At 37.8% G+C, this 20,923-nt stretch carries 27 protein-coding genes, 2 tRNA genes, 1 pseudogene and 1 other annotated feature; of the genes and pseudogenes, 23 read left to right on the forward strand and 7 right to left on the reverse strand.

From position 1 onward, the window contains the following. Positions 1–6: 6 nt before the first annotated feature. From trmB to C5L21_RS04850, 3 genes are all read left to right on the forward strand, one after another. Positions 7–666 (forward strand): tRNA (guanosine(46)-N7)-methyltransferase TrmB, encoded by a 660-nt coding sequence (trmB, locus tag C5L21_RS04840; protein ID WP_004903598.1) that lies wholly within the window; start codon positions 7–9, stop codon positions 664–666. Positions 667–877: 211 nt separating this feature from the next. Then, complete coding sequence (locus C5L21_RS04845) at positions 878–1,414, forward strand: DUF308 domain-containing protein (protein ID WP_040177015.1); 537 nt, start codon at positions 878–880, stop codon at positions 1,412–1,414. Between the two features lie 261 nt (positions 1,415–1,675). Continuing rightward, complete coding sequence (locus tag C5L21_RS04850; RefSeq protein ID WP_085699258.1) at positions 1,676–2,299, forward strand: Type 1 glutamine amidotransferase-like domain-containing protein; 624 nt, start codon at positions 1,676–1,678, stop codon at positions 2,297–2,299. Positions 2,300–2,384: 85 nt separating this feature from the next. On the opposite strand, the gene C5L21_RS04855 is transcribed toward C5L21_RS04850, so the two are convergent. From C5L21_RS04855 to C5L21_RS04865, 3 genes are all read right to left on the reverse strand, one after another. Continuing rightward, a complete protein-coding gene (locus tag C5L21_RS04855) occupies positions 2,385–2,594 on the reverse strand; it encodes a hypothetical protein (protein ID WP_004904684.1) in 210 nt (69 codons plus the stop codon). 64 nt (positions 2,595–2,658) lie between these two features. After that, positions 2,659–3,396, reverse strand: coding sequence for a potassium channel family protein (locus C5L21_RS04860; protein WP_004907657.1), 738 nt, complete (start codon positions 3,394–3,396; stop codon positions 2,659–2,661). A 92-nt stretch (positions 3,397–3,488) separates the two neighbouring features. Next, positions 3,489–4,166, reverse strand: coding sequence for a hypothetical protein (locus C5L21_RS04865; protein ID WP_133286128.1), 678 nt, complete (start codon positions 4,164–4,166; stop codon positions 3,489–3,491). A 197-nt stretch (positions 4,167–4,363) separates the two neighbouring features. Between C5L21_RS04865 and C5L21_RS04870 the strand changes: the two genes are divergently transcribed. From C5L21_RS04870 to C5L21_RS04920, 10 genes are all read left to right on the forward strand, one after another. After that, the gene (locus tag C5L21_RS04870) at positions 4,364–4,621 is read left to right on the forward strand and encodes a hypothetical protein (protein WP_004907649.1); all 258 of its coding nucleotides are present in this window, start codon (positions 4,364–4,366) and stop codon (positions 4,619–4,621) included. A 537-nt stretch (positions 4,622–5,158) separates the two neighbouring features. After that, positions 5,159–5,524, forward strand: a complete 366-nt coding sequence (locus C5L21_RS04875) for a DUF722 domain-containing protein (RefSeq protein ID WP_223246011.1) — start codon at positions 5,159–5,161, stop codon at positions 5,522–5,524. Between the two features lie 156 nt (positions 5,525–5,680). Beyond that, complete coding sequence (locus C5L21_RS04880) at positions 5,681–6,388, forward strand: hypothetical protein (RefSeq protein ID WP_085699255.1); 708 nt, start codon at positions 5,681–5,683, stop codon at positions 6,386–6,388. A gap of 350 nt (positions 6,389–6,738) precedes the next feature. Continuing rightward, positions 6,739–7,389, forward strand: a complete 651-nt coding sequence (locus tag C5L21_RS04890; RefSeq protein WP_085699253.1) for a hypothetical protein — start codon at positions 6,739–6,741, stop codon at positions 7,387–7,389. Between the two features lie 106 nt (positions 7,390–7,495). After that, positions 7,496–7,711: a hypothetical protein gene (locus C5L21_RS04895; protein ID WP_223246010.1), complete on the forward strand. Its 216-nt coding sequence runs from the start codon at positions 7,496–7,498 to the stop codon at positions 7,709–7,711. 37 nt (positions 7,712–7,748) lie between these two features. After that, positions 7,749–8,264 carry a terminase small subunit gene (locus C5L21_RS04900; RefSeq protein ID WP_085699249.1) on the forward strand — a complete coding sequence of 172 codons (516 nt, stop codon included), beginning with the start codon at positions 7,749–7,751 and terminating at the stop codon, positions 8,262–8,264. Continuing rightward, the gene (locus C5L21_RS09525; RefSeq protein ID WP_223246009.1) at positions 8,242–8,442 is read left to right on the forward strand and encodes a hypothetical protein; all 201 of its coding nucleotides are present in this window, start codon (positions 8,242–8,244) and stop codon (positions 8,440–8,442) included. The genes C5L21_RS04900 and C5L21_RS09525 overlap by 23 nt, the downstream gene beginning before the upstream one ends. A 6-nt stretch (positions 8,443–8,448) precedes the next feature. Continuing rightward, the gene (locus tag C5L21_RS09530; RefSeq protein WP_223246013.1) at positions 8,449–8,694 is read left to right on the forward strand and encodes a phage terminase large subunit; all 246 of its coding nucleotides are present in this window, start codon (positions 8,449–8,451) and stop codon (positions 8,692–8,694) included. A 486-nt stretch (positions 8,695–9,180) separates the two neighbouring features. Beyond that, on the forward strand, positions 9,181–9,729 hold the full coding sequence (locus C5L21_RS04915; protein ID WP_085699247.1) for a hypothetical protein: 549 nt from the start codon (positions 9,181–9,183) through the stop codon (positions 9,727–9,729). Positions 9,730–9,880: 151 nt separating this feature from the next. Next, positions 9,881–10,483, forward strand: a complete 603-nt coding sequence (locus tag C5L21_RS04920; RefSeq protein WP_085699245.1) for a hypothetical protein — start codon at positions 9,881–9,883, stop codon at positions 10,481–10,483. Between the two features lie 198 nt (positions 10,484–10,681). Here the strand turns inward: C5L21_RS04920 and C5L21_RS04925 are convergent. Beyond that, positions 10,682–10,755: transfer RNA gene (locus tag C5L21_RS04925), tRNA-Arg, on the reverse strand. 112 nt (positions 10,756–10,867) lie between these two features. On the opposite strand from C5L21_RS04925, the gene C5L21_RS04930 reads away from it, so the two are divergent. The 9 genes and pseudogenes from C5L21_RS04930 (at position 10,868) to C5L21_RS04970 (ending at position 17,098) form a co-directional block, all read left to right on the forward strand. Next, on the forward strand, positions 10,868–11,386 hold the full coding sequence (locus tag C5L21_RS04930) for a hypothetical protein (RefSeq protein WP_004907618.1): 519 nt from the start codon (positions 10,868–10,870) through the stop codon (positions 11,384–11,386). Positions 11,387–11,426: 40 nt separating this feature from the next. Continuing rightward, entirely contained in the window at positions 11,427–12,002 is a 576-nt protein-coding gene (locus tag C5L21_RS04935) for a TetR/AcrR family transcriptional regulator (protein WP_040177008.1), read from the forward strand. A 60-nt stretch (positions 12,003–12,062) separates the two neighbouring features. Next, positions 12,063–12,146, forward strand: a sequence feature (ribosomal protein L21 leader region). A gap of 11 nt (positions 12,147–12,157) precedes the next feature. After that, the gene (gene rplU / locus C5L21_RS04940; RefSeq protein WP_133286129.1) at positions 12,158–12,457 is read left to right on the forward strand and encodes a 50S ribosomal protein L21; all 300 of its coding nucleotides are present in this window, start codon (positions 12,158–12,160) and stop codon (positions 12,455–12,457) included. Positions 12,458–12,485: 28 nt separating this feature from the next. After that, positions 12,486–12,803: a 50S ribosomal protein L27 gene (gene rpmA / locus C5L21_RS04945; protein WP_004900829.1), complete on the forward strand. Its 318-nt coding sequence runs from the start codon at positions 12,486–12,488 to the stop codon at positions 12,801–12,803. 133 nt (positions 12,804–12,936) lie between these two features. Continuing rightward, a complete protein-coding gene (locus C5L21_RS04950; protein ID WP_133286130.1) occupies positions 12,937–14,031 on the forward strand; it encodes an aminopeptidase P family protein in 1,095 nt (364 codons plus the stop codon). Position 14,032: 1 nt separating this feature from the next. Beyond that, complete coding sequence (locus C5L21_RS04955) at positions 14,033–14,479, forward strand: hypothetical protein (protein ID WP_085699241.1); 447 nt, start codon at positions 14,033–14,035, stop codon at positions 14,477–14,479. A 70-nt stretch (positions 14,480–14,549) separates the two neighbouring features. After that, a pseudogene (locus C5L21_RS04960) lies at positions 14,550–15,166 on the forward strand (metallophosphoesterase family protein). Positions 15,167–15,194: 28 nt separating this feature from the next. Then, complete coding sequence (locus tag C5L21_RS04965; RefSeq protein WP_085699239.1) at positions 15,195–16,547, forward strand: bifunctional metallophosphatase/5'-nucleotidase; 1,353 nt, start codon at positions 15,195–15,197, stop codon at positions 16,545–16,547. Positions 16,548–16,561: 14 nt separating this feature from the next. Beyond that, positions 16,562–17,098 (forward strand): YutD family protein, encoded by a 537-nt coding sequence (locus C5L21_RS04970; protein WP_004900815.1) that lies wholly within the window; start codon positions 16,562–16,564, stop codon positions 17,096–17,098. A 65-nt stretch (positions 17,099–17,163) separates the two neighbouring features. Here C5L21_RS04970 and C5L21_RS04975 read toward each other — a convergent pair. From C5L21_RS04975 to C5L21_RS04985, 3 genes are all read right to left on the reverse strand, one after another. Beyond that, positions 17,164–17,235 (reverse strand) — tRNA-Glu (locus tag C5L21_RS04975). Between the two features lie 109 nt (positions 17,236–17,344). Further along, positions 17,345–18,385 (reverse strand): branched-chain amino acid aminotransferase, encoded by a 1,041-nt coding sequence (locus C5L21_RS04980; protein WP_085699237.1) that lies wholly within the window; start codon positions 18,383–18,385, stop codon positions 17,345–17,347. Positions 18,386–18,442: 57 nt separating this feature from the next. Beyond that, a complete protein-coding gene (locus tag C5L21_RS04985) occupies positions 18,443–19,573 on the reverse strand; it encodes a PTS sugar transporter subunit IIC (RefSeq protein ID WP_004900809.1) in 1,131 nt (376 codons plus the stop codon). A gap of 406 nt (positions 19,574–19,979) precedes the next feature. Here C5L21_RS04985 and C5L21_RS04990 point away from each other — a divergent pair, with 406 nt between their 5' ends. Continuing rightward, complete coding sequence (locus tag C5L21_RS04990) at positions 19,980–20,921, forward strand: NAD(P)-dependent oxidoreductase (protein ID WP_004907599.1); 942 nt, start codon at positions 19,980–19,982, stop codon at positions 20,919–20,921. The last annotated feature ends 2 nt before the right edge of the window (positions 20,922–20,923 follow it).

Below are 20,923 nucleotides of genomic sequence, written 5' to 3' on the forward strand. Positions count from 1 at the left end.
AATATTATGCATCTTCGAGCAAAACCATGGGCAACTGATTGGCTAGCAGCACATTCAGACATTGTGATTACACAAGGCCGTGCGACAGAACAAATCGGCCAATGGCAAAAATTATTTGCGAAAGCACAACCAATCCATGTTGAAATTGGCTCAGGAAAAGGGCAATTTATTTTAGGTATGGCATTAGCTCATCCAGAAATTAATTATATTGGTATGGAAATTCAGGAGACAGCAGTCGCCATTGCTGCGCGCAAAAGTTTTGACCAGGTAGGTGAATTGCCTAACTTGCGTTATATATATGGTAACGGCAATGGTGTGGAAACCTATTTTGAAAAAGCAGAAGTTGAAAAAATTTATTTAAACTTTTCAGATCCTTGGCCAAAAACACGCCATGAGTCACGCAGGTTAACTTATAAAACTTTCTTGCAGTCTTACGAGGCTGTCTTACCTGAACACGGGGAAGTAGAATTCAAAACAGATAATCGCCATTTGTTTGAATATTCAATCGTTAGTTTTATGAACTACGGTATGCGTTGGGCGACGACGGATTTTACATTAGATTTACATGCTGATGAGGAAAAAGTTATCGGTAATGTCGAAACTGAGTATGAACAAAAGTTCATGGCTAAGGGACAACCAATCTATAAAATAAAAGCACACTTCTAGAGCGACAAGAGATACAGATGTTTTACCAGAATAAAAGCACTACCCGAAAAGGTAGTGCTTTTATTATCTGGTGACACTTGCCGTATAATAACGCTTATCAAAATTGAGAACAAGCTAATTAGTAATTTTAGACAAAAGTAAGCCTTTTGTATGTTGTTAAGTACTTGAGATATAATAGTCTGTAGTACGAATGGAAGGGAGCATATATTTTATGTCAAACGATTTTTTCGTCAAAGTACGTCGAACAATTGGTTTTGATGGACTTATTTCTACAATTGTTGGTGCGTTAATTGTATTTTTACCAGGTCGCAGTGCTAGAGCTGCAGCTGGCATGGTAGGCGCTGTATTTATTGCCGTCGGCTTGTTTAGATTATTATCTGTATTTCAAAAAAGCATTGATAATAATTGGACTAGAATTGGACACGTTATTCTTTCAATTATTTACTTGGTAGCTGGTGTCTTTATCTTCATGGATATGAGCGTAGCAGCAATTTCGCTCATTCTAGTTGTCGGAACCTTAACAGGCATGACATGGTTAATTGAAGGCATCATTCAGTTTGCACTTTTAAATCAACTCAGCGCGAACAAAGTATGGTCGTTTTTTTCGGCTTTAATTAGTGTTTTAGGTGGTTTGAGCCTACTGTTTAGCCCACTAATGGGTGGTCTATTGCTATGGACCTTCTTTGGTCTCCTATTGATGGTTATTGGTATTTTTAAGCTCATTCAATTTGTGACATTAAAAAACTAAGCGGATTTTTAAAACGTTTAACATTTTATTGAAACAGCAGTATAATGAATGTGTAGTGATTCCATAAGCCACTGCGACAATGATAATCTATCAGACGACAAGACGCTTTCTAATATCGGAAAGCGTACTCCAAAATTTATCTGTCTGTTGATTTTATTAAAAGCAGCACGAACATTAATTTGCGGTGGCTGTTTTTTGTTTAAATAAATGATATAAACTACTCAAATAATTCATTTTTCTTATTTGGCAAAAGGTGATAATATGAAAAAAATATTCATTACGTCGTATTTAGCTGGTACAAGAGCACAATTTTGTGCATTCATGACAAAAAACAACGTTAAGCCCGGTAAAATATTGGTCATTACTACTGCCGGTAATGTCGAAGATTATACGGGATATATTGATGAGGGGAAGGCGTTGCTAACGTCATTAGGCTACGAACTAACTATTTTAGACGTTGCCCGCGAAAGTACTGCTGTCTGTCGCGAAGCAATTATGCATGCCAAGATAATTTATGTTACTGGAGGCAACACTTTCTATTTATTGCAAGAATTAAATAAAAAGCAGTTATTATCTGAAATCAAAGCAAGCATAGATAACGGTTGTTATTATGTTGGTGAATCAGCTGGGGCCATCATACTGGCAAAAAATGTAAATTATGCTAGTATAATCGATGAAGCGTCGTTAGCACCTGATTTAAAATCGTCAGCTGGATTAGGTTTGTTGGATTTTTATCCGCTACCACATTTTGGTGAAGAACCATTCACGCAAGATGTTGAAAAAACAATCGTACGCTATGGACAGCGTTACGATTTAAGAACGCTCAATAATCATCAGGCTATTCTGATAGATGACAATAGTCAAGCGCTTAAAGGTGAGTATTAATTAAACCGTTTACACGTATGGGTGTCTGTATTATTTTGTCATATCATAGCATACAAAAAAGCACCTAGGATTCAGGTGCTTTTTCTTATTTCCCTGAAAATCCTGTGATGAAACCGTCAATAAAATCGGGTACCGCACTAAATAGGAAAGCGCTGAAAACTGATAGTATTAAAATACTTAGCCATATCTTTTGTGATTTCTGACTTGCATTAGAGCAAATCACAAAAGATACGAAAGTACCAATGGCACTGATAATAATGATAAGTCTGAATAAATTAGTGATAATAGTCAACATATTTCCCCCAGTAATGACATAAATTATATCACAGGGAGTAGGTTGGTAGCATTATTCGACTAAACTATTTCCGATTCTTTTGTATTTCTTCACGTAGTTGTTTTAATTCTTGTTTTATTTCTGATAATTCGTCTTTGATATCGTTTTTCTCAGCTTCCTTTGTTTCTACAAGAAAAAATGCTGTTACGGTACTTGTTACGCTGCCAATCAATCCAATACCTAGTAACATCAGCACGACAGCAACCACTCTTCCTATTTCGGTATGAGGGGAAATGTCTCCGTAGCCGACGGTTGTCGTCGTTGCAATGGCCCACCATAATGAGTCCATATAATTTGCATTCTCTGCTACTGAATAGATTTCAGCCCCGAGAAATACGAGGATGACTGTGGTTATAATCAAATAGATAAACCCATTTGTTTTAAAAAAGCGTCTGATGCTCTTTTGTATTTTACCAGTAAAACCAACAATTCTAATGAGTCGTAAGAGCTTTATAACACGCAGAATTCGAAAAGCTCTAAAGAAGTAAAATATTGAATCAAACGGGATAATAGCTAATAAATCAAAGATATTGGCTTTGAAGAATTTTTTCTTGTTGTCTGCTTTAAAAAATCTGAATAGATAATCTATCCAGAAAAATATTAATATACTGCGATCAATAAAAGAAAATGGCCAAGCACTGACACTAATAACGTTAGATATATCTAATAGAGCGAGCAATATCGAAATAGCTGATAAGATTAAAACAGCAGCATAGTAGATTTTTTTCACAACACCAACAACCTTGTTATTATTAACTTTCATATTATTCTATCAACCCACTATCAAATTTGCTATTTGTTAAATTTGTTTTTCACAACTTCATTGTCTATTATGTACGCCCAAAAGGGCAGGAATCAGGGAACTTGCCAATGATAACCGGCAGGAAGCGCGCCGCCAGGGGCGATTCTTCTTGAATGCCCTTTTCTGCTTTGCCAAGTGAAGCCGTCTTGAATGGCCCATCTATAACCACTTGTGCCACCTGCATTGGTGTCATTGCTGTTTTCAGCTGGGGCGGGGCTAGGATCAGGCGCAACAACTGTTTGTGCTTGTTGTTGCGCTGCAGCAGCATTGGATGCGTCTCTTGCACGTGATTCTGAAATCGAGGCATCACGTACCGAGTCGTCATGTGCTGCTTTTTCTGAAGCAGCAGTTGCCTCTGAGCTAGCCTTCACAGATGCTGCGATACTCTCTTGTTTTGCCTTGGAACTCGCTTCAGCTTGAGAACTGGCAGCAGCTATTGAACTAGATTCTTTGTCTTTTTCAATAGATTCGCTGGCCGCCTTCTTCGAGCTCTCATCTTTCTCTGAGGCACTTGAACTGGTCTTAACACTATCTTGATTATCATCGGAAGTACTAGCTGTTGCACCCGCGCCAACAAAAGCGACTAAGAAAACCAAAATAGATGCTATAATGATTTTTTTAAACTTTGAAAATAAAGGCTTATGCCTTATTTTAGCTACAATACCGTAAATACATAGTCCGATACAAGTAAAAAAGGTAATCACAAAAATGAAAGCAAAAAATGAACTCATACGATACTCCTCTCCCAAACCTTTTAGCGTGGTTATTTAGCACGTGAATAGATCAATCTTTATTGCATTGTTAATTAACCACAGTTTACTATAAGTTGCTTGTATAAATAGTTAAAATTAGTTATTATACTAATGTTTTGTTATTTCTTAATGAATAATTACCATTTTTGTTCATCATCAAAAAGGGAGAGACTATTATGGTTAGATATAGTAGCCGTTTACTTAGTACATTAGAGCAAATTGAAGTGAACACAACAGAACAAGTGTATATTGATAAAGCTATCTATCAATTAAAAAATGAAAAGCAAAGCGAAAAAGTAGTTGTTAAAAACCTAGTTCGTGATTTAAGGTTAATCATGATTCATAATCATAGGCTTTCTAAACCAGCATTGGCGCTATTCAATCAGTTGGACAAACCTTCATTGGGAAGGTTCCCGCAATTCCCGTTCTACTAGGATCACTCTCAAATATTGACATTAGCTTGTTTTGAGCTATAAACGTATAAAACACATGATTGGTTGTTCTCCAGTTGTGTGTTTTTTGAATGATTATCGACTTTTTACACCCTGCAAATAAAAACCGCTCTATCAGTCATTCTGATAAAACGGTCAATATGCGTGGCCAAAACAGTTGGTAAGGGTAATTTGGAAAAGGAACATAGTGAGTTTGGGTTTAAAGAAGTACGACGGATTGTGTGATGAGTATATGGATAAGGTGAACACTAGGTTGGAAATATACGAAATGGCGGTAGATTTATCAACGAGCTAATCCGAAAGGGGTTGTTAGTATTGTTAAATCAACGAGCTAATCCGAAAGGGGTTGTTAGTATTGTTAAGGATTACGGGACGGCTGGTGAGTGATGATTGAAATCGGCAACAACCTCAGACACGTGTTTGAATTCGGAATAGCAGTATTCGGTATTACTGGAATTATACGCATTGTTCTTGATTGGTCAGTGAAACTTATGGATTATCAGCAGAAGTGAGGATCATATGGCGGACAGGATAGACAGTATATTGAGAGATTACTTTTCTGGTCGTCTCGATTTAAAAATAAAGCAACGTGAGTATGAGATAAGGAATGATCGTGGGCCAGCTGACGAGAATATTGGTGGCGGCAAGGCACTTAACAAGCACAATAGACCTGTAGAAGACATGCGAATACGCATTGATGAAGACAGATACCGCAAAAGCCTGATGAAGCAAAAGGAAGACATAAAACGTTGGATAGCTACTTTTGAGCCTGATAAGCAGAAAGTTGTTGCGTACTATTATGCGAGTAAGTCAGTGACTTGGGTTAAGGTGGCAAAGCAATTTCATATATCTGAACGCACAGCACAATCATGGCGTGTTGAATAAAGCATATATTAGGCGCAGTACTATGATACTGCGCTTTTTCTGCGGTTTTGGACCTAAATTGCGGTGTACATTGGTATTATGCAAAAATATTTGATAGCATTTTGGTATTCGTTGTATAATTATTATAAATAATTTAATATAACTGAGGTAATCACTGTGAAAATAGCAAAACAAGTTGGACCACTGTGTGGACTATATTCCCTATACAATGGACTAGCTTATTTAAATGGGTTAGACAAAGTCAAGGTTGATCGTAATGTACTAAGTGCTTTGTATTCATTTACAAGTAGTAAAGCAAAGGCAGGGTATACAGAAATTGGTGAATATTTTGATATTGATAATTATTTATCATTTATTAAAAATTGTAATGTGAATAATATCCCATTTACTGTAAATTTTACAGCTGAAAAAGTAATTTTGGATAGCGGCCTTTCACAAGTTGAGAATAATGATAATTGTTTTATAATAGTTCCTACTAATCCTAAAAAAACTAGTAAAAATAAGAGTCCTAAGCAAAGACAGGATGTTCTGGATTGGATTACTGTTTATAAAACTAAATTTGGGCTATTTATGGTTTTAAATCCTATTACTTATCCTAAATTTGGAACACGTGGTTTGAAGACTAAAAATGGTATCGATAAGCAAAATAAGAATTTAAAAGATAAGTATTTCACGTGGAAACAATATAAACACACGTCTACTGAAAAAGCGCGTGATGGGCATGACCACACAGGGATAAAAAAAGATATTCGAGAAAAAGTTCAAGAAAATTGGGATTGTAAAAAAAATATGCTACTTACAAATCCTATAAAAATAGATTATAATAAAAATGTTGATCAATGCATTATCATAAAGCGAAAATAATAAACAAAATTCTCTAGCTATTTATATTTAAAGACATTCTAGTACATAGTAGAAAGCAGTCCGACTTACATTTTAGGTTGGGCTTTTTTGATGGAGTAAAGCATGGATGAACAAACAAAACAGCGCCTGAAACATATCAGAGACGCTACAGAAGTGAATGTGAGACACAAGCAAGAATTTGGCACGTAATAGTGTATAACGTCATGAGCGAGCGCGTGTGCAGATTAAAAGTGAGGTGATGGAGAATATGAATACTAACTATCGCAAACATATGAAGTGGTTGGGATAATAAAATTTTAAATACCAACTCGGCTTTCTGGTGGTATGATTATTGCTATTGGAGGTTGGAGATGAAGGATTGGATTAAACAAGCAGGAACAGGAATTTTTTACGGATTAATTGGAGGGGCAATCGGGCTAGCTATTTTAGCAATGTCATCAAACAATCACGATACTTTTGGAAACGTTGCAGATTGGGTTAGTGGAATTGGCTCAGTGGGAGCTATTTATTTTGTGTATCGGCAAATTAAGCAGCAGACAGATCAACATAATGAAGAAAAAGGACATTATTTACAACTCGCTATTGGTTTCAGAATGTTGAGCAATCAATCTGATAAAGCGGGGACTGTTAGTATAAAAAGTGAACAAGAAGTTTTCTTTTTTGGTACTAATAGTGGAATGATGCCCAGTGCATTTAAATTTATAGGCATTTGTACTTCGGAAGATTATCAGACCTTGAAGTCTAATCATGATAAGAGCCAAATTGATCATAATTACGAAGATCCAGAAATACAAAGTTTCGATTGCCTTTATGATTTAGGTATAAAACAAAGAAAATTTGAGAGAGTGGTTCCAGGAGATGTATCGGAAGAAATAGTAATACCGATGAAATTGATTCAAAATAAATTCGAAGGCTCTGGCAAAAATTTGTTTGTGGTTTATATGGATGTATTAGGTGTCATCTACGGGAGACAATTTACTATTCCGGATCTAAACGTTTAGCAGCATAGCGCATAAGAGCTTTTTATTTTGCAATGAAAAAGAGAACTTTGTGCAACAGGGACATCTAAGACATAAACAGTTGAGCAAGTCTAATCAGGAGATGATAATGCACAAACGATATATGTTTGCTAAAAAGATAAATGAAGGCATACGTAGTTTTATTATAGGTACTAGAAAAGCAGTTAATAGTGTGGTTAACGCTATATTTAACACAGTGGAAACAGAATCAAGTAAAGAAAAAACAGAAATTAAAGATATTTATAGCGAAATGCATAAACCAAAAGGACTACTGCAGGTAGTTCCACCTAAATTTAACCATTAGTTTAGTAAACAACATTGAAAGGAGGTGCCGAGATGATATGAAATTAACACCGAAACAACAGAAGTTTGCTGATAAGTATATAAAGACTGGAAACGCAGCGCAGTCAGCGATTGAAGCGGGTTATAGTAAAAAGACAGCGCAGGTTATAGGTGCTGAAAACCTATCAAAACCTATGGTTAAATCATACATAGAAGAACGCATGGCGGAAATAAAGTCAAAGCGTGTTATGGGCTACGCAGAAGCCGTTGAGATACTTACTGGCATTACTAGAGGTGAGTTGAAAGAAACTGTTGTAGTAGGCACCCCGATAGGTGTTGAAGAGGTTAAAAAAGAAGTAGACCTCAAAACAAGAATCAGTGCTTTGAAAGAGATCATGAAACGATACCCTGGCAATGACAAGTTAGTTGAACAGCAAATACGAAAAATTAGCGCTGAAGCTGATATTGCTGAAGCTAGTGCAAGAGAAGTTACTGATAACGGTACTGCCAATGAGATACGTATTATTGGTTTTGATAGGAGAGAAGAGTTAGATGAACGTAGCGAAACTAGTTAATCCAGCTTTTGACCACTTATGGGAAACAAACGCAACTAATATTATTGAATCTGGTGGACGTGCAAGTACAAAATCAAGTGCGATTAGTATGTATTTAGCAATGGACATGATGGCTGATGAAAATGCTAATGTGGTTTGTTATCGTAAGGTGGCAGGAAACTTAAAACGCAGTGTATAAGAGCAGATTAAGTGGACTTTAGATGAATTACATGTGTCATGGTTATTCCGCTTTAAAACGTCTCCTATGGAGACTATATACAGGCGTAATGGCAGTGGGTTTTATTTTTCTGGTGTTGATGATCCTAGTAAGCAGAAGTCATTCAAGATTGCTAAAAGTTACGTTCGTTGGTTGTGGTTTGAAGAAGCAACAGAGTTCAGCAACTTCACTGAAATACATACAGTGCAATCATCGTATACACGTCAAAAGTGACCTAAAAGCATGCAAGTTGTCACGATATTCTCGTATAACCCACCACGTAATCCTTATGACTGGATCCAAGTGGTGTGTAAAGTCGAGATAAGTTGAATAACGATATTATTAACGGTATTGGTAATGATAGCGCGCCTATTGTTGCGCTAGCTATATCGCAAAAAATATAGCGAGTAGTCAATATATCTGCTATGCAAGGCTTTCAAAATGTTGGCAATGCTTTTACTGCCTACGGTGTTTTTACCGCTGATGAAATCAAGCAAGTGAATGGTATCTGGTAAGTAATCAACTGTAATTTAGCTGGTGGTCATGATTTTGATTGGACGTATAAAGGTATGACAACACAACTAATACTGTTGGTATTTTATTTGGTAAGTGCGGTATTATATGACTTAATGCAAACGCATTCATTAAACTATAATTTGCTTGTAATTAGTCAGCTAAATTTGTATATTAAATCTAGAATAAATTGGGTGAGTATACAAAATGCAAATTTCGGTATCATTTATAAAAGATTATCTACCGGCAATAATTTCAGTTATAACGGTAGGATTTTTAATTTTAAACAGTTGGATTGGATTTAATAAGAATGTGGCTTCCTATGCTAATAACGTCGCCGTTTGGGATGTGATTGACAAAATCTACAATGAAAGCGTATTCTATATAAATGTTGGGAACACCACACCCATCTACAATGTATTCGTAATCCGTGGTAGGCGTGGCGTGACGTTGAACACAGATTCAATAAACAAAAATTTACAAAGAGACGATATGGGATATTCGCGTTTAATCATACCTGGTCAACATAAATACAAAGCAGGTTCTATAATATTTAAAGGAATGGAAATTGGTAAAGGTGGTCTACCTGAAGAATATGCCATATTATTTACGGATTCAAGTGGTCATAAGTGGTTTAGAGGTTCTGACGGAAAATTAATCGAATTAAATTATGACTATTTTAGGAAGCTGACTGCAATGAGTAACCTTACCGCGCCCTTAGGTGATATGACAATAACTATATATTCTGATAAATAACTGACATACAGGCCAAGGTTAATGCCTTACTAAATTAAATAGAGCCAAAAAAATTCTGTAAATAACATTGTAGTTAAAAATTATTGCTGTAGTAGGCGATAAGGTTTATGATTTATCTTAAAAGATAACTAAAACATTGGAGGCGCGTAATATGGGATCACTTGCTAAGGACAAAGCTGAGAAAATTAAAGGTCTTCTTAAAGAAAACTATCCACGAATAATAGTCGAAAAATTGCCACAGGGTTTCGGAAAAGAAGAAATCGAAAAAACGAAAATATCTTTTTTGAAAAGTGATGGCCCTTTTGACGGGTTTGGGACTGTTTACGGAAAATGTTCGTCAAAAGCGCAACGAAATTATCAATATGTCTTTGTTTCAGTGATTGACGACGGGAAAGTTGCTGTAGTTGGGAAAACCTCATTTTGGGATACACGTCTTGAGAATGGTAACATAGATCCAGATTCGTCTGAAAAATACAACTTAGGTGACTTATACCGGCCATATTCAAGAAAAAAATCAAGCCCCACAGCACAGGCAATTACCGCGCATTATCAAGGTGAATCGGTTTCTGACGTGAACGAAAAAATAACCTATGCAGTCATTATCCCAATTGATAACAGTGGATTTGACACAGAAGAGGTTAAAGCGAGACAACAAAATGATGCAGATAAACACACACATGAGCAAGAAAAAATTATAGGGGATCTGATACTAGATGAGTTTGATATTCTAAACAGTAACTCACACAAACGTTGAAAATTTATATGTGCTAAAAACCTGACAGGATTAGTCTCTGGTCGGGTTTTTTATGTGAAGTCATTGTAGCCATAAACTATAAAAATAGTGAAAACCAATGAATACTATCAATAACTTTAAGTAGCTCAAAAGCCTTACACACCAACGTTTAAGCAACAAAAAACCGCTCTATCAGCAATCCTGATAAAACGGTCAATATGCGTTGAGGGGGAGTCGAACCCTCGACCTGCCGGGTAGAAACCGGCTGCTCTATCCAGCTGAGCTACCAACGCAATGCAAAATATATCATACCATAGTCCGCTCAAAATTTAAAGATTTATACAACAGTTTTGAAAAAAAGATTTTCATAGTATACTATAGTTATTGTTAGTCTGGAGAAAAAATATGAGAAAAGCTTTCCTTGCCTTAGCGGCGGTAATCATTGCCTTGTTAGTGGCTTTAATTACATTTAATCAACAACCTAAATATGCTGATGTCTCGATGCCACAATCAGACTATCGGCATTTGAAGCAGTCGCGTGAAGACATTCAGTCTTTTGTTCATGCGCTCAATCAATTTGACTATACTAAGCCAAAAACCATGACAGCCATTGAACAGCAGGCGGATCAAGTGATTAAGCATAACAGTAAAAATTTGAGTAACTCAGATGCACAAGCCTTAAGGGATGCTTTTTATGGATCGCAAGGAATTGTAACCATTGTCCAAACAGCTAAAAAGGGTCATTATAATATTGATGCGAGTGTTGCATCACGATTCCATGATCGTTTTGATACGATTATCATGATGTCAGTCAATGCGATTAATAAAAGTTCAGCTCAGCGTGCAGATATCGTGACTCAAATGAAAAAAGACTTAAATATTGAAGCTGATATTTACAAGATTGGCGCAAAGAATGAAGAATAGCACAGTCATTGTGCTTTTTTGCTTTTAGAAGGGAATCATGATGTCTGAAAAAAAAGATGCACGAATTATCAGAACAAAAAAGAATATTCAAGAAGCAGCCGTCATTTTAATGACGACACAACCTGATTTCTCGATTACAACGCTACTGGACAAAGCACAAACGACCCGCGGCACATTCTATAAATATTATCAAAATAAGCCTCACCTGATTGATGATGTCAACGATAATTTGTTATTGGAGCTCACGCAGCATATCCAAGGCCAGTTTCACGTGGTCAAAATGATTCGGGCAATCAGTGACCGAGCTGCATTTTATAATGCGGTCTTAAACTTAAACACAAATACCAGCTATTTCAACACACTAATGACACGTATGCGTTCGCAAGTAACTTTACAATTAGCAGGGGTTACTGATGATTATGAAAAACGTAAACTTATGTTTCAATGGGAGGTCGTTATCGGTGGATTTTGGGCACTTATTGCTGCTTGGTTAGCAGATAATATGGATATCAATCAAACGATTTTATTACAAGAGTTTACTGATATTTTACGTGTCAACACAACTGGTGCAACCCAAACTGGTTTATCATTATTTGACTTTTCTGAAGTCGTGTAGGAACTGGGTTCGTTTGTCTTGACGTGAGTTAATAAATTTGTTATGATTGAAAAGTTGTTAGCGAAGCTACAACCACTCGGAACAGGTAGAAGTACGTGTCGGACAAGGGCCGACCCGCCTGGAATGGTGAGTCTAAGTATAAGGAGAATCCAATAATGGCATATGCAATTATTGTAACAGGCGGCAAGCAATATAAAGTCGCTGAAGGTGACACAATCTTCGTTGAAAAGCTTGATGCTGCCGAAGGTGAAAAAGTTTTTTTTGACCAAGTTATCTTGGTAGACGGCAAAGTAGGTGCACCTTTCGTCGAAGGTGCTAAGGTTGCTGGTACTGTCGAAAAGCAAGGCAAGCAAAAGAAAGTTGTTACTTTCAAGTACAAGGCTAAGAAGAACATGCATTCTAAGCAAGGTCACCGCCAACCATATACACGCGTGAAGATTGATTCAATCGCGTAATCATTACTTGTAAAGGAGAAATAGACTTATGTTGATGAATCAAGAAAACTTGCAAATGTTCGCTCACCACAAAGGTGGCGGATCTTCAGCCAACGGTCGTGACTCAGCTGGACGTCGTTTGGGAACTAAAGTTGCCGACGGTCAAGCTTTGACAGCTGGCTCAATCATTTATCGCCAACGTGGCACACACATCTATCCTGGTGTGAATGTTAAAAAGGGTGGCGATGACACATTGTTTGCTTTGACAGATGGTGTTGTTAAGTTCGAACGTAAAGGTCGTGACAAGCGTCAAGTATCTGTTTACACACGTGAACAATACAACGATATCCTTGCTGCTGCAAAGTAAGCAAAAGTCATCAAAAAGCGCAATCATTTAATTGATTACGCTTTTTTTATGCCAAAAATATGAGCAATTTTTGCTGATGAATAATGTGATATAATGAAAATATCGATTAAACAAAAAGGATAGACTAGTGAAGATGGCTAAATATTTTGAAGCACGTATTGCAAAGTTACAAAGATTATTAGAAAAACTTGAACTTGATGGTATGATTGTATATCAAGGTGCCAATACAAAATATTTAACGGGTTTTGATGGTGGAACAGGCGAAGGTGTCGTGGTAGTAAGTCGCACACAAGCATGTCTGATTACCGATGCACGTTACGAAGAAGATTATCGTCATCGTTTGCCTGAAAATGTCGATTTTAAAGTCACACGTGCCTATTATGAAGCTGCTGTCGAGACGGTTATTGCATTTGGCATTAAACAGCTGGCATTTGAAGCGACATTGCCGTACAACGTATATGATTTAATGGATCAGCTGCTGCCTGCAGATATTACATTTGATGCGTTGCCCGATGCAGTTGAAACATTGCGAGAAGTCAAAGATACAGTTGAATTAGAAGCATTGCGTTTGGCAGCAAAAGCATCCGTTCAAGCTTTTAATGATCTGCTACAATTTATCAAAGTTGGCATGACAGAAAAACAAGTTGCTAATGAGTTGGATCGCCTGCAAAAACATTATGGTGCTGAAAAGGCTTCATTTGATACCATTGTGGCTTCAGGTTATCGTTCCGCGCTGCCTCATGGCGAGGCAACAGATAAAATCATTGAACTAGGCGATCTCGTTACCATTGATTTTGGCTATTATGTCAATGGCTATACATCAGATGTGACACGCACAATTGCGATGGGCACTATCAGTGATGAATTACGTGAAGTTTATGCTGTTGTTAAGCAAGCTAATGAAAACGCTATTGATATCGTTAAACCAGGCATTTCAGGCAGTGAGATTGATAGTGTTGCGCGAGAATACATTACAAATCACGGTTTTGGCGAATTCTATAATCATTCAACTGGGCATGGTGTTGGTCTTGATATACATGAAGGACCAGCTTTGAGTTCACGATCAAGTGATGAAATGCAATCGGGACATCTATTAACGATTGAACCAGGAATCTATTTGCCAGGTAAGGGTGGCGTCCGAATTGAGGACGATGTCATTGTCACGTCAGATGGTTACGAGAACTTGACAGAAGGTATTACGAAGTCGTTAGTTATTATTGAAGGTTAGTATGGCCACACAGAGGTTAGATTTTTTAGTATTTTATCGCGGTAATCTTGTTACCGGGTTTGATTATATTTATGCCAAGCGTCATGAAGGACATGCTTTTCTGCAATATGACGACAAATCACAAGAAGCAAAAAACATCCTTGATCCAAGGTTTGATTTCTATAATCCACACTTTAATGATGCTGGAGAACCATTTAATTGGCGCTATAAGGAACCTTGGCTAGATATGACGGATAAATGGGATGATTTTGCTCCCGAAGTGTTAAGTTATATTAATACTTGGATGGGTGAATATCGTGGGCCTTCTTATCCAGACCCTAGTTTGAATGATGAATGGGGTGTACGCTTCAAGTTACCTAATCAACGCGAACAAATTATTTGGGGCTTAAATGCATTTCCAGCTAACTTGCAGGCGTTTGTGGCGTTTTTATCGGAATTTCGCGAATAAAGTGTCGCAGCTGCGGCACTTTTTTGTTATCGTCACGGTTGCTTCCACTTTAAATGAAAGGTGTTAGCTTATGGATTTTTATACATCGGATACGCATTTTTATCATCAAGATTTGTTGCTGAGTCAAATTTTTTCGCCAAGAAAACAATTTTTGACTGTTGAGGATATGAATGAGACAATTATTGCCAACTGGAATAGCAAGGTCAAGCCAACAGATACTGTTTATCATCTTGGCGATATCAGTATGAAATTTACTAAGCCACCAAAGCTTATTATGTCAGAAACATTGGCCATCTTAAAACGATTGCACGGAAATTTTATCATTATCAAAGGAAACCATGATCAAACCGCTCTTTTAAAGTTTTTAAAACAAAACAACGATATCACAGCTAACCAAAAACCAAAATTTACAATTCACGAAGTGGGCACCAGAGTTAAGTTTGCGCATTATGAAGTTTTTTTAACGCATTATCCATTGATTTTTGGTATGACAAAAAATCAAATCAACTTACATGGCCACATTCACAATTATGCAATGCCTCACCAAGAGAATATTAATGTCGGTATCGACTCACCTGAAATAGGTTATTTACCAAAAATAGTGTGCCTTTTGGTGCACCACTCAGTCAAAACGAAGTAATCGAAATGATTCAAGCCAAGCGTCATCACATGCTGCGTAATCGCTAATATCATTTTATTGAAAGGAAGCTAATCAATGGCAACTGAGACCATTCATCTCTTACATACAAATGATATGCATTCGCACATAGAAAATTGGCCAAGAATTTTGCGATTTTTATTGCAAAAAAAGCAAGCTTATCAGCAGAGTTATACGTTTGATATTGGTGATGCCATTGATCGACTGAATCCTTTGACTGATGCGACAATGGGACAGGCAAATGTACAACTCATGAATGGCGTACACTATGATGGTGTGACTATTGGTAATAATGAGGGACTTGTATTATCGCACGATGCTATGAATCATTTGTACGATCATGCCAATTTTGATGTTTTGTTAGCAAACTTGACGGAAATGCCAAAAGCTAATCAACCAACTTGGGCCAAACCTTATAAAATTGTGACCACGGAATTAGGCACTAAATTAGCAATTATTGGCATGACAGCACCTTATGAATTGACTTATCCGTCACTTGATTGGCAACCACATGAAGTCGAAGATACACTGAATCAATTGTTGCCGAAGCTACAACCTATAACCGATGGTATTATTTTGTTATCACACCTAGGCTTACCGACAGATGAAGCCATTGCCAAAAAATATGATATTGATGTGATTATTGGCGCACATACGCATCACTTATTAGAACATGGTAAACTGGTTAATGGGACGTTACTTGCTGGGGCTGGACGTTATGGTGAACATATTGGTGATATTACTTTAAAGCTCAATCAGCACAAAATTATTGAAAAAACAGCTATGACTGTGCCAACATATGAATTAGCCGAAGAATCAGGCGATTATGAGCTGATACGTAGCTGGTTAGCGTACGGGCGAGATGCCTTATCTGCACAAAAAGTTGCGGTATTACCCAGAAGTATTACTACTGATGAACAGGTCTATGATGGGTTGCGTGCGCTAAAACAATATTTTTCAGTCCCCGTGTCAATGCTATCTACTGGCATGTTTGTTGAAGACCTGCCAGTAGGTGAACTCAATCGATATGATTTATTGGAGAGTATGCCACATGCAATCAACCCGATGGTAATTACATTAACTGGCGCCGAAATTTACACCTTGTTTGCTGAAATAGATAAACAGCAGCAACGTTTGTCGAGTTTGGCACTGAAGGGAAGCGGATTTCGTGGCAAAATCTTTGGATATATGCGATTTGATGGTATTGATCGCCAACGTGACCATAAAATTTTATACTTAGGCCAAGAAATACAGCAGCAGCGCCATTATCAAATCGCTACTTTAGATCATTATAAATGGGTACCTTTTTTTCCAGTCATTCAAGATGTACCTGCCAAAATTTCGTTAGATATTTTGTTGCGTGAGTTAATGGCAAATTATTACGAGAAAAAGTACAACGCACGCAAGTAAAGGAAGGGGAAGCGATGGATCGCGATACACTAAAAGAACGAACGCGCTTACAACAAGAAGAGCGTAAAAGCGCCTACAAGATTAACCAAGAGGCTAACGAAATTGAGATTGATAAGTTAACACTTGAGTTAGTTGAAAACTTCAAAAATGCTTTTGATGCTGACATGTTAGCTGTACGTTATACGCCACTTATGGCACAATATGATTATATTGTTGGCGATATTTCAGCTGATCAACTGCGTTTAAAAGGTTTTTATCAAAATGACAGAAGCGTGTCAGAGCAACAAAAAATTATGACGCTACAAGACTATTTATATGAATATGTTAATTTTGGCGCACCTTATTTTGTTTTAGAAAACATTAATCCGCGGCCATTTAAGTCAGAAGGACGTGCCAAAAGTAACGCTCGGCCACGTAAAAATGCAAATAAACGGTCAGTTGATACGACTAATCATAAGCCACGTGCAAGTAAAGCAAAAGTAGGTGCAAAAGTTGCACAACCTAATCATAAAAAGAATGGGAAACGTGCCTTTATCATTAAACAAAAATAAACCTATCGATGAATTGATGGGTTTTTATTTATATAAAAAGCCGCAACCGAAGTTGCGACTTGATATAGCTCGTGAGAGAATCGAACTCTCGATTCCGCCGTGAAAGGGCAGCGTCTTAGCCACTTGACCAACGAGCCATGGTCAGTGTTGTTTATAGAACGAAACAACTATATTAGTGTATCAAGATTAAAAGTATCAGTCAAGTAAAAAGCAGGTGGCCACAATAGTGGGCACCTGCTTTTTATATTAATTAAGTGGGACGTCAACTGCCCAACCATCTGGACCTTTTTCATCACCATATTGTATTGCTGTTAAACGGTCATAGAGCTTTTGTGTCCAAGGACCAACTTCAGTCTCTGAGTAGAATACGTGCTTGTTACCATTGTGCGTGATTGAACCTACAGGAGAAATCACAGCTGCAGTTCCCATAGCACCAGCTTCGGCAAACTGGTCTAAATCGTTGATTGAAATAGTTGTTTCTTCAGCGCGTAGGCCCAATTCTTCAGCTACGGCTAACAAAGAGTATTTTGTGACCGATGGCAATATAGAAGGGGATTTAGGTGTTAAGAAGCGACCATCTTTAGTAATACCAAAGAAGTTGGCAGAACCTAATTCTTCAATATTTTCATGTAAACGTGGGTCAAGATAAACAACATCTGAGTAACCAGCTGCATGGGCTTCATCACCAGCTAACATTGAAGCACCATAGTTACCACCAGCCTTAGCGGCACCAGTACCACCATGAGCAGCACGATCATACTCATTTGTGACATAAGCAGTTGGTGTCAGACCTCCCTTATAGTAAGCACCTACAGGTGTTGCATAGACTTCAAAGACATAATTATCAGCTGGATGAACGCCGACTACGGGTCCACCACCAAACTCAAATGGACGTAGATACAATGTTGCACCTGTGCCATAAGGCGGAATAAACGCTTGGTTAGCTTTAGTAACTTCTTTCAACCCGCGTAAGAAAAGTTCTTCTGGTACAGGGGCCATCATCAAACGAGCGGCTGAATTTTGTAAACGTTTTGCATTACGATCAGGTCTAAAAAGGTTAGCACCACCATCTTGACGCCGATAGACTTTAAGACCTTCAAAAATATTTTGACCGTAATGAAGACCAGTTGCGGCCTCATTAACAGGAATGTTTGAATCCGTTTCTAAGCTGCCTTCGCTCCATTTGCCATCTTTATAGTAGGCCCGAAAACGATAGGGCAAATCATGGTATTCAAACCCCAGTTCTTCCCAATTAAAATCTGAAGGTTGTGCTTTCTCTTGTGACATAATTACTCCTCTTTCTTACAAAATTATGATAATTATACTATAACGCTTTAATTAAAATTAAACAACGTCCAAATGTAAATCGTTTGCTTTTGTTTTACCGGCTTTTTTTAATAGGTAATACATGATTAAACTACTGATGACGGGCACAACAATGCCAAATACAGCTACTAACAGCAATCCACGTGGATTGCTAGATGCCAAAGCAATAGGTGCAATAAAGCCGTTTAACCCTAATCCAGCAATAGCAAATGGCACCTTGAGATTGAACACACCAACAGCTAGCATAGCTGAAACACCAGCAATTAATGCTGGACCAAACATTAATAATGGACTTTTTAAAAGGTTAGGAAATTGAACTTTAGGTGTGACAATGGTTTGGGCAAAATTAGCCCCAAGGTTGTTTTGAGTCCAGCCCATAGCGGTATAGACAACAAAGCCGGCAGTTGTGCCAATTAAAGCGGCGCCACCTGATAAGGGGTCTAGCATGACTGCGATGGCTAAAGCAGCCGAAGATGCGGGCGTCATCAAGAATAAGAACCAGACGACCGATACAACAAAAGCACCGAGGAATGGATTAACTTTCATCGTCGAAGCGAGCGATTCGGACACCCAATTCAAGAATGGGGTTGTAACTGCAGCAGTACCGAGTCCAAAAATTGTACCTGCTAATGTTGCTGCAAATGGGACTAACATCATATCTAGCGGGGTTTTACCGGTGAGCCAATTACCGACAAAAACAGCAAGCAAAGCCGCAAGCACTGCTGAAACAGGTTGCCCAGATGTCATAATGAGTGAACCTGCTGCCTGATCAGCTATCCAGCCAGTAGCAGTATGCGTTGCTGGTGAACTGGCTGTAGTAAAATAAACAGCATTAGAGCCTACGGTTGCTGCGATGAGTGCGGCGCCTGTGGTCAAAATATTGGCTCGCATCATGATGGCAATACCGACACCGAGTGCAGGGGCTAACATTTTTTGACCCATCAGACCAGCCTGAACGAGTGGTGTGATGTGCAATAAATTGCCTAGCGATGCCATTAAAAGTCCCATGCCTAATACAGCCAAAATAGCATTAGAAATCCCTGTTGATACATCAAAGACCACATCTCTGACGGTACGTGGTTGTTTCTTTTTGTCCAGTAATGTAGACTTTTCTTTTACTGGGGTTGATGAGTTAACTGTTGCGTCCATAATAAATTCCTCCTAAAATAGCCACTGCTTATCTCATTAGACTGTGTTGAGATAAGACTTAAGTATAAAAACGAAAAGAAAAAAAGCGCTAGTTGCATACTAGCGCTTTTTAAAAATGATGCACAGAGCAGTCATTCTTACGCCAGTCGATAGATGACACCTCGACTGGTAGCAAAAACAGACCAGCGAAATGTCAGATAATAATGACGACGTTGATCTTAATAATGCTTGTGAAGTTGTAAGAACGATTCTGAGTCATTTCTTCAAGTCCTTTAAGTTGATTTTTTTATTATGACATGAAGAAAATTAAATGTCAACTTTTTAATTTAATTCTCATGAAATAAAGTTTGTTGTCCGAGTAAATATAGTTTAATATAATCTATAAGATACACTAGGAGGTAGAATCATGTTACTTTTATCAGTGAAAGCTTTAACGTCGGAAAATTATGAGTTATTGTCTTCTTATGGGATTGATGTTGTCACACCTGACACGATAACAGCTAATCAAATTGCTGATATCATGATTAGTTACGGCTGGGATAACGCGATTGGTGAGAAAATATTAGCCGATCCTAATGCTAAATTAAAGTGGATCCAAGCGCAGTCAGCGGGCGTTGATTATTTGCCGTTGTCTTTACTTAAAGCACGAGGAATCACGGTCACCAATGCCAGTGGTCTGAAAGCACTACCAATTGCACAAACAGTGCTAAGTTATATACTTTACTTTGCACGTGGCTTAAATGTTTATGCCATGCGTAAACACTGGGAACCGTTTACGAATCAGTACCTAATTAATGAGTTGCCGGTATTGATTTTTGGTACAGGGCGTATTGGTAAACAAATTGCATCACATATTAAGGCTTTTGGTGGCACGGTATACGGTGTAAATACATCTGGTCGAGCAGTACCCGGTTTCGATGCCGTCTACCCAATTTCTAATTATCAGGCAGGCTTAGCAAAAGCTCGTGTTGTTGTTGATGGTTTGCCAGGTACGGCAGATACAGCCGATTTTTTTGACACTCGTTTTTTTGAACAAGTCAACCAACTATTTTTATTCATTAACATTGGTCGTGGGACGACGTTGGATCAAGATGCCTTGTTATCGGCAATCGATGATTCTCGCGTTAAATTTGCTGCATTGGATGTCACAACACCAGAACCATTACCAAAAAACCATCCCCTATTTGAGCGTCATCAGATTTTGTTAACTCAGCATACAAGTTGGGGGGAACATGTCAATGCTGGTCGTACTGGCGGATTATTTAGACTATTTGAACAAAATTTAACATCGTTTGTTAACGATGGCTCGTTTAAGCAAAATGTTGTTAATCTTGATAAGGGTTACTGAAA

Source organism: Leuconostoc citreum, from assembly GCF_004354555.1.
Classification (GTDB): Bacteria; Bacillota; Bacilli; order Lactobacillales; family Lactobacillaceae; genus Leuconostoc; species Leuconostoc citreum.

Bases quoted from the DNA above. Each gene is read 5' to 3' on its own strand.
- trmB (WP_004903598.1), top strand. From the start codon at position 7: ATGCATCTTCGAGCAAAACCATGGGCAACTGATTGGCTAGCAGCACAT.
- C5L21_RS04845 (WP_040177015.1), top strand. From the start codon at position 878: ATGTCAAACGATTTTTTCGTCAAAGTACGTCGAACAATTGGTTTTGAT.
- C5L21_RS04850 (WP_085699258.1), top strand. From the start codon at position 1,676: ATGAAAAAAATATTCATTACGTCGTATTTAGCTGGTACAAGAGCACAA.
- C5L21_RS04855 (WP_004904684.1), bottom strand. From the start codon at position 2,594: ATGTTGACTATTATCACTAATTTATTCAGACTTATCATTATTATCAGT.
- C5L21_RS04860 (WP_004907657.1), bottom strand. From the start codon at position 3,396: ATGAAAGTTAATAATAACAAGGTTGTTGGTGTTGTGAAAAAAATCTAC.
- C5L21_RS04865 (WP_133286128.1), bottom strand. From the start codon at position 4,166: ATGAGTTCATTTTTTGCTTTCATTTTTGTGATTACCTTTTTTACTTGT.
- C5L21_RS04870 (WP_004907649.1), top strand. From the start codon at position 4,364: ATGGTTAGATATAGTAGCCGTTTACTTAGTACATTAGAGCAAATTGAA.
- C5L21_RS04875 (WP_223246011.1), top strand. From the start codon at position 5,159: ATGGCGGACAGGATAGACAGTATATTGAGAGATTACTTTTCTGGTCGT.
- C5L21_RS04890 (WP_085699253.1), top strand. From the start codon at position 6,739: ATGAAGGATTGGATTAAACAAGCAGGAACAGGAATTTTTTACGGATTA.
- C5L21_RS04895 (WP_223246010.1), top strand. From the start codon at position 7,496: ATGCACAAACGATATATGTTTGCTAAAAAGATAAATGAAGGCATACGT.
- C5L21_RS04900 (WP_085699249.1), top strand. From the start codon at position 7,749: ATGAAATTAACACCGAAACAACAGAAGTTTGCTGATAAGTATATAAAG.
- C5L21_RS09525 (WP_223246009.1), top strand. From the start codon at position 8,242: ATGAACGTAGCGAAACTAGTTAATCCAGCTTTTGACCACTTATGGGAA.
- C5L21_RS04915 (WP_085699247.1), top strand. From the start codon at position 9,181: ATGCAAATTTCGGTATCATTTATAAAAGATTATCTACCGGCAATAATT.
- C5L21_RS04920 (WP_085699245.1), top strand. From the start codon at position 9,881: ATGGGATCACTTGCTAAGGACAAAGCTGAGAAAATTAAAGGTCTTCTT.
- C5L21_RS04930 (WP_004907618.1), top strand. From the start codon at position 10,868: ATGAGAAAAGCTTTCCTTGCCTTAGCGGCGGTAATCATTGCCTTGTTA.
- C5L21_RS04935 (WP_040177008.1), top strand. From the start codon at position 11,427: ATGTCTGAAAAAAAAGATGCACGAATTATCAGAACAAAAAAGAATATT.
- rplU (WP_133286129.1), top strand. From the start codon at position 12,158: ATGGCATATGCAATTATTGTAACAGGCGGCAAGCAATATAAAGTCGCT.
- rpmA (WP_004900829.1), top strand. From the start codon at position 12,486: ATGTTGATGAATCAAGAAAACTTGCAAATGTTCGCTCACCACAAAGGT.
- C5L21_RS04950 (WP_133286130.1), top strand. From the start codon at position 12,937: ATGGCTAAATATTTTGAAGCACGTATTGCAAAGTTACAAAGATTATTA.
- C5L21_RS04955 (WP_085699241.1), top strand. From the start codon at position 14,033: ATGGCCACACAGAGGTTAGATTTTTTAGTATTTTATCGCGGTAATCTT.
- C5L21_RS04965 (WP_085699239.1), top strand. From the start codon at position 15,195: ATGGCAACTGAGACCATTCATCTCTTACATACAAATGATATGCATTCG.
- C5L21_RS04970 (WP_004900815.1), top strand. From the start codon at position 16,562: ATGGATCGCGATACACTAAAAGAACGAACGCGCTTACAACAAGAAGAG.
- C5L21_RS04980 (WP_085699237.1), bottom strand. From the start codon at position 18,385: ATGTCACAAGAGAAAGCACAACCTTCAGATTTTAATTGGGAAGAACTG.
- C5L21_RS04985 (WP_004900809.1), bottom strand. From the start codon at position 19,573: ATGGACGCAACAGTTAACTCATCAACCCCAGTAAAAGAAAAGTCTACA.
- C5L21_RS04990 (WP_004907599.1), top strand. From the start codon at position 19,980: ATGTTACTTTTATCAGTGAAAGCTTTAACGTCGGAAAATTATGAGTTA.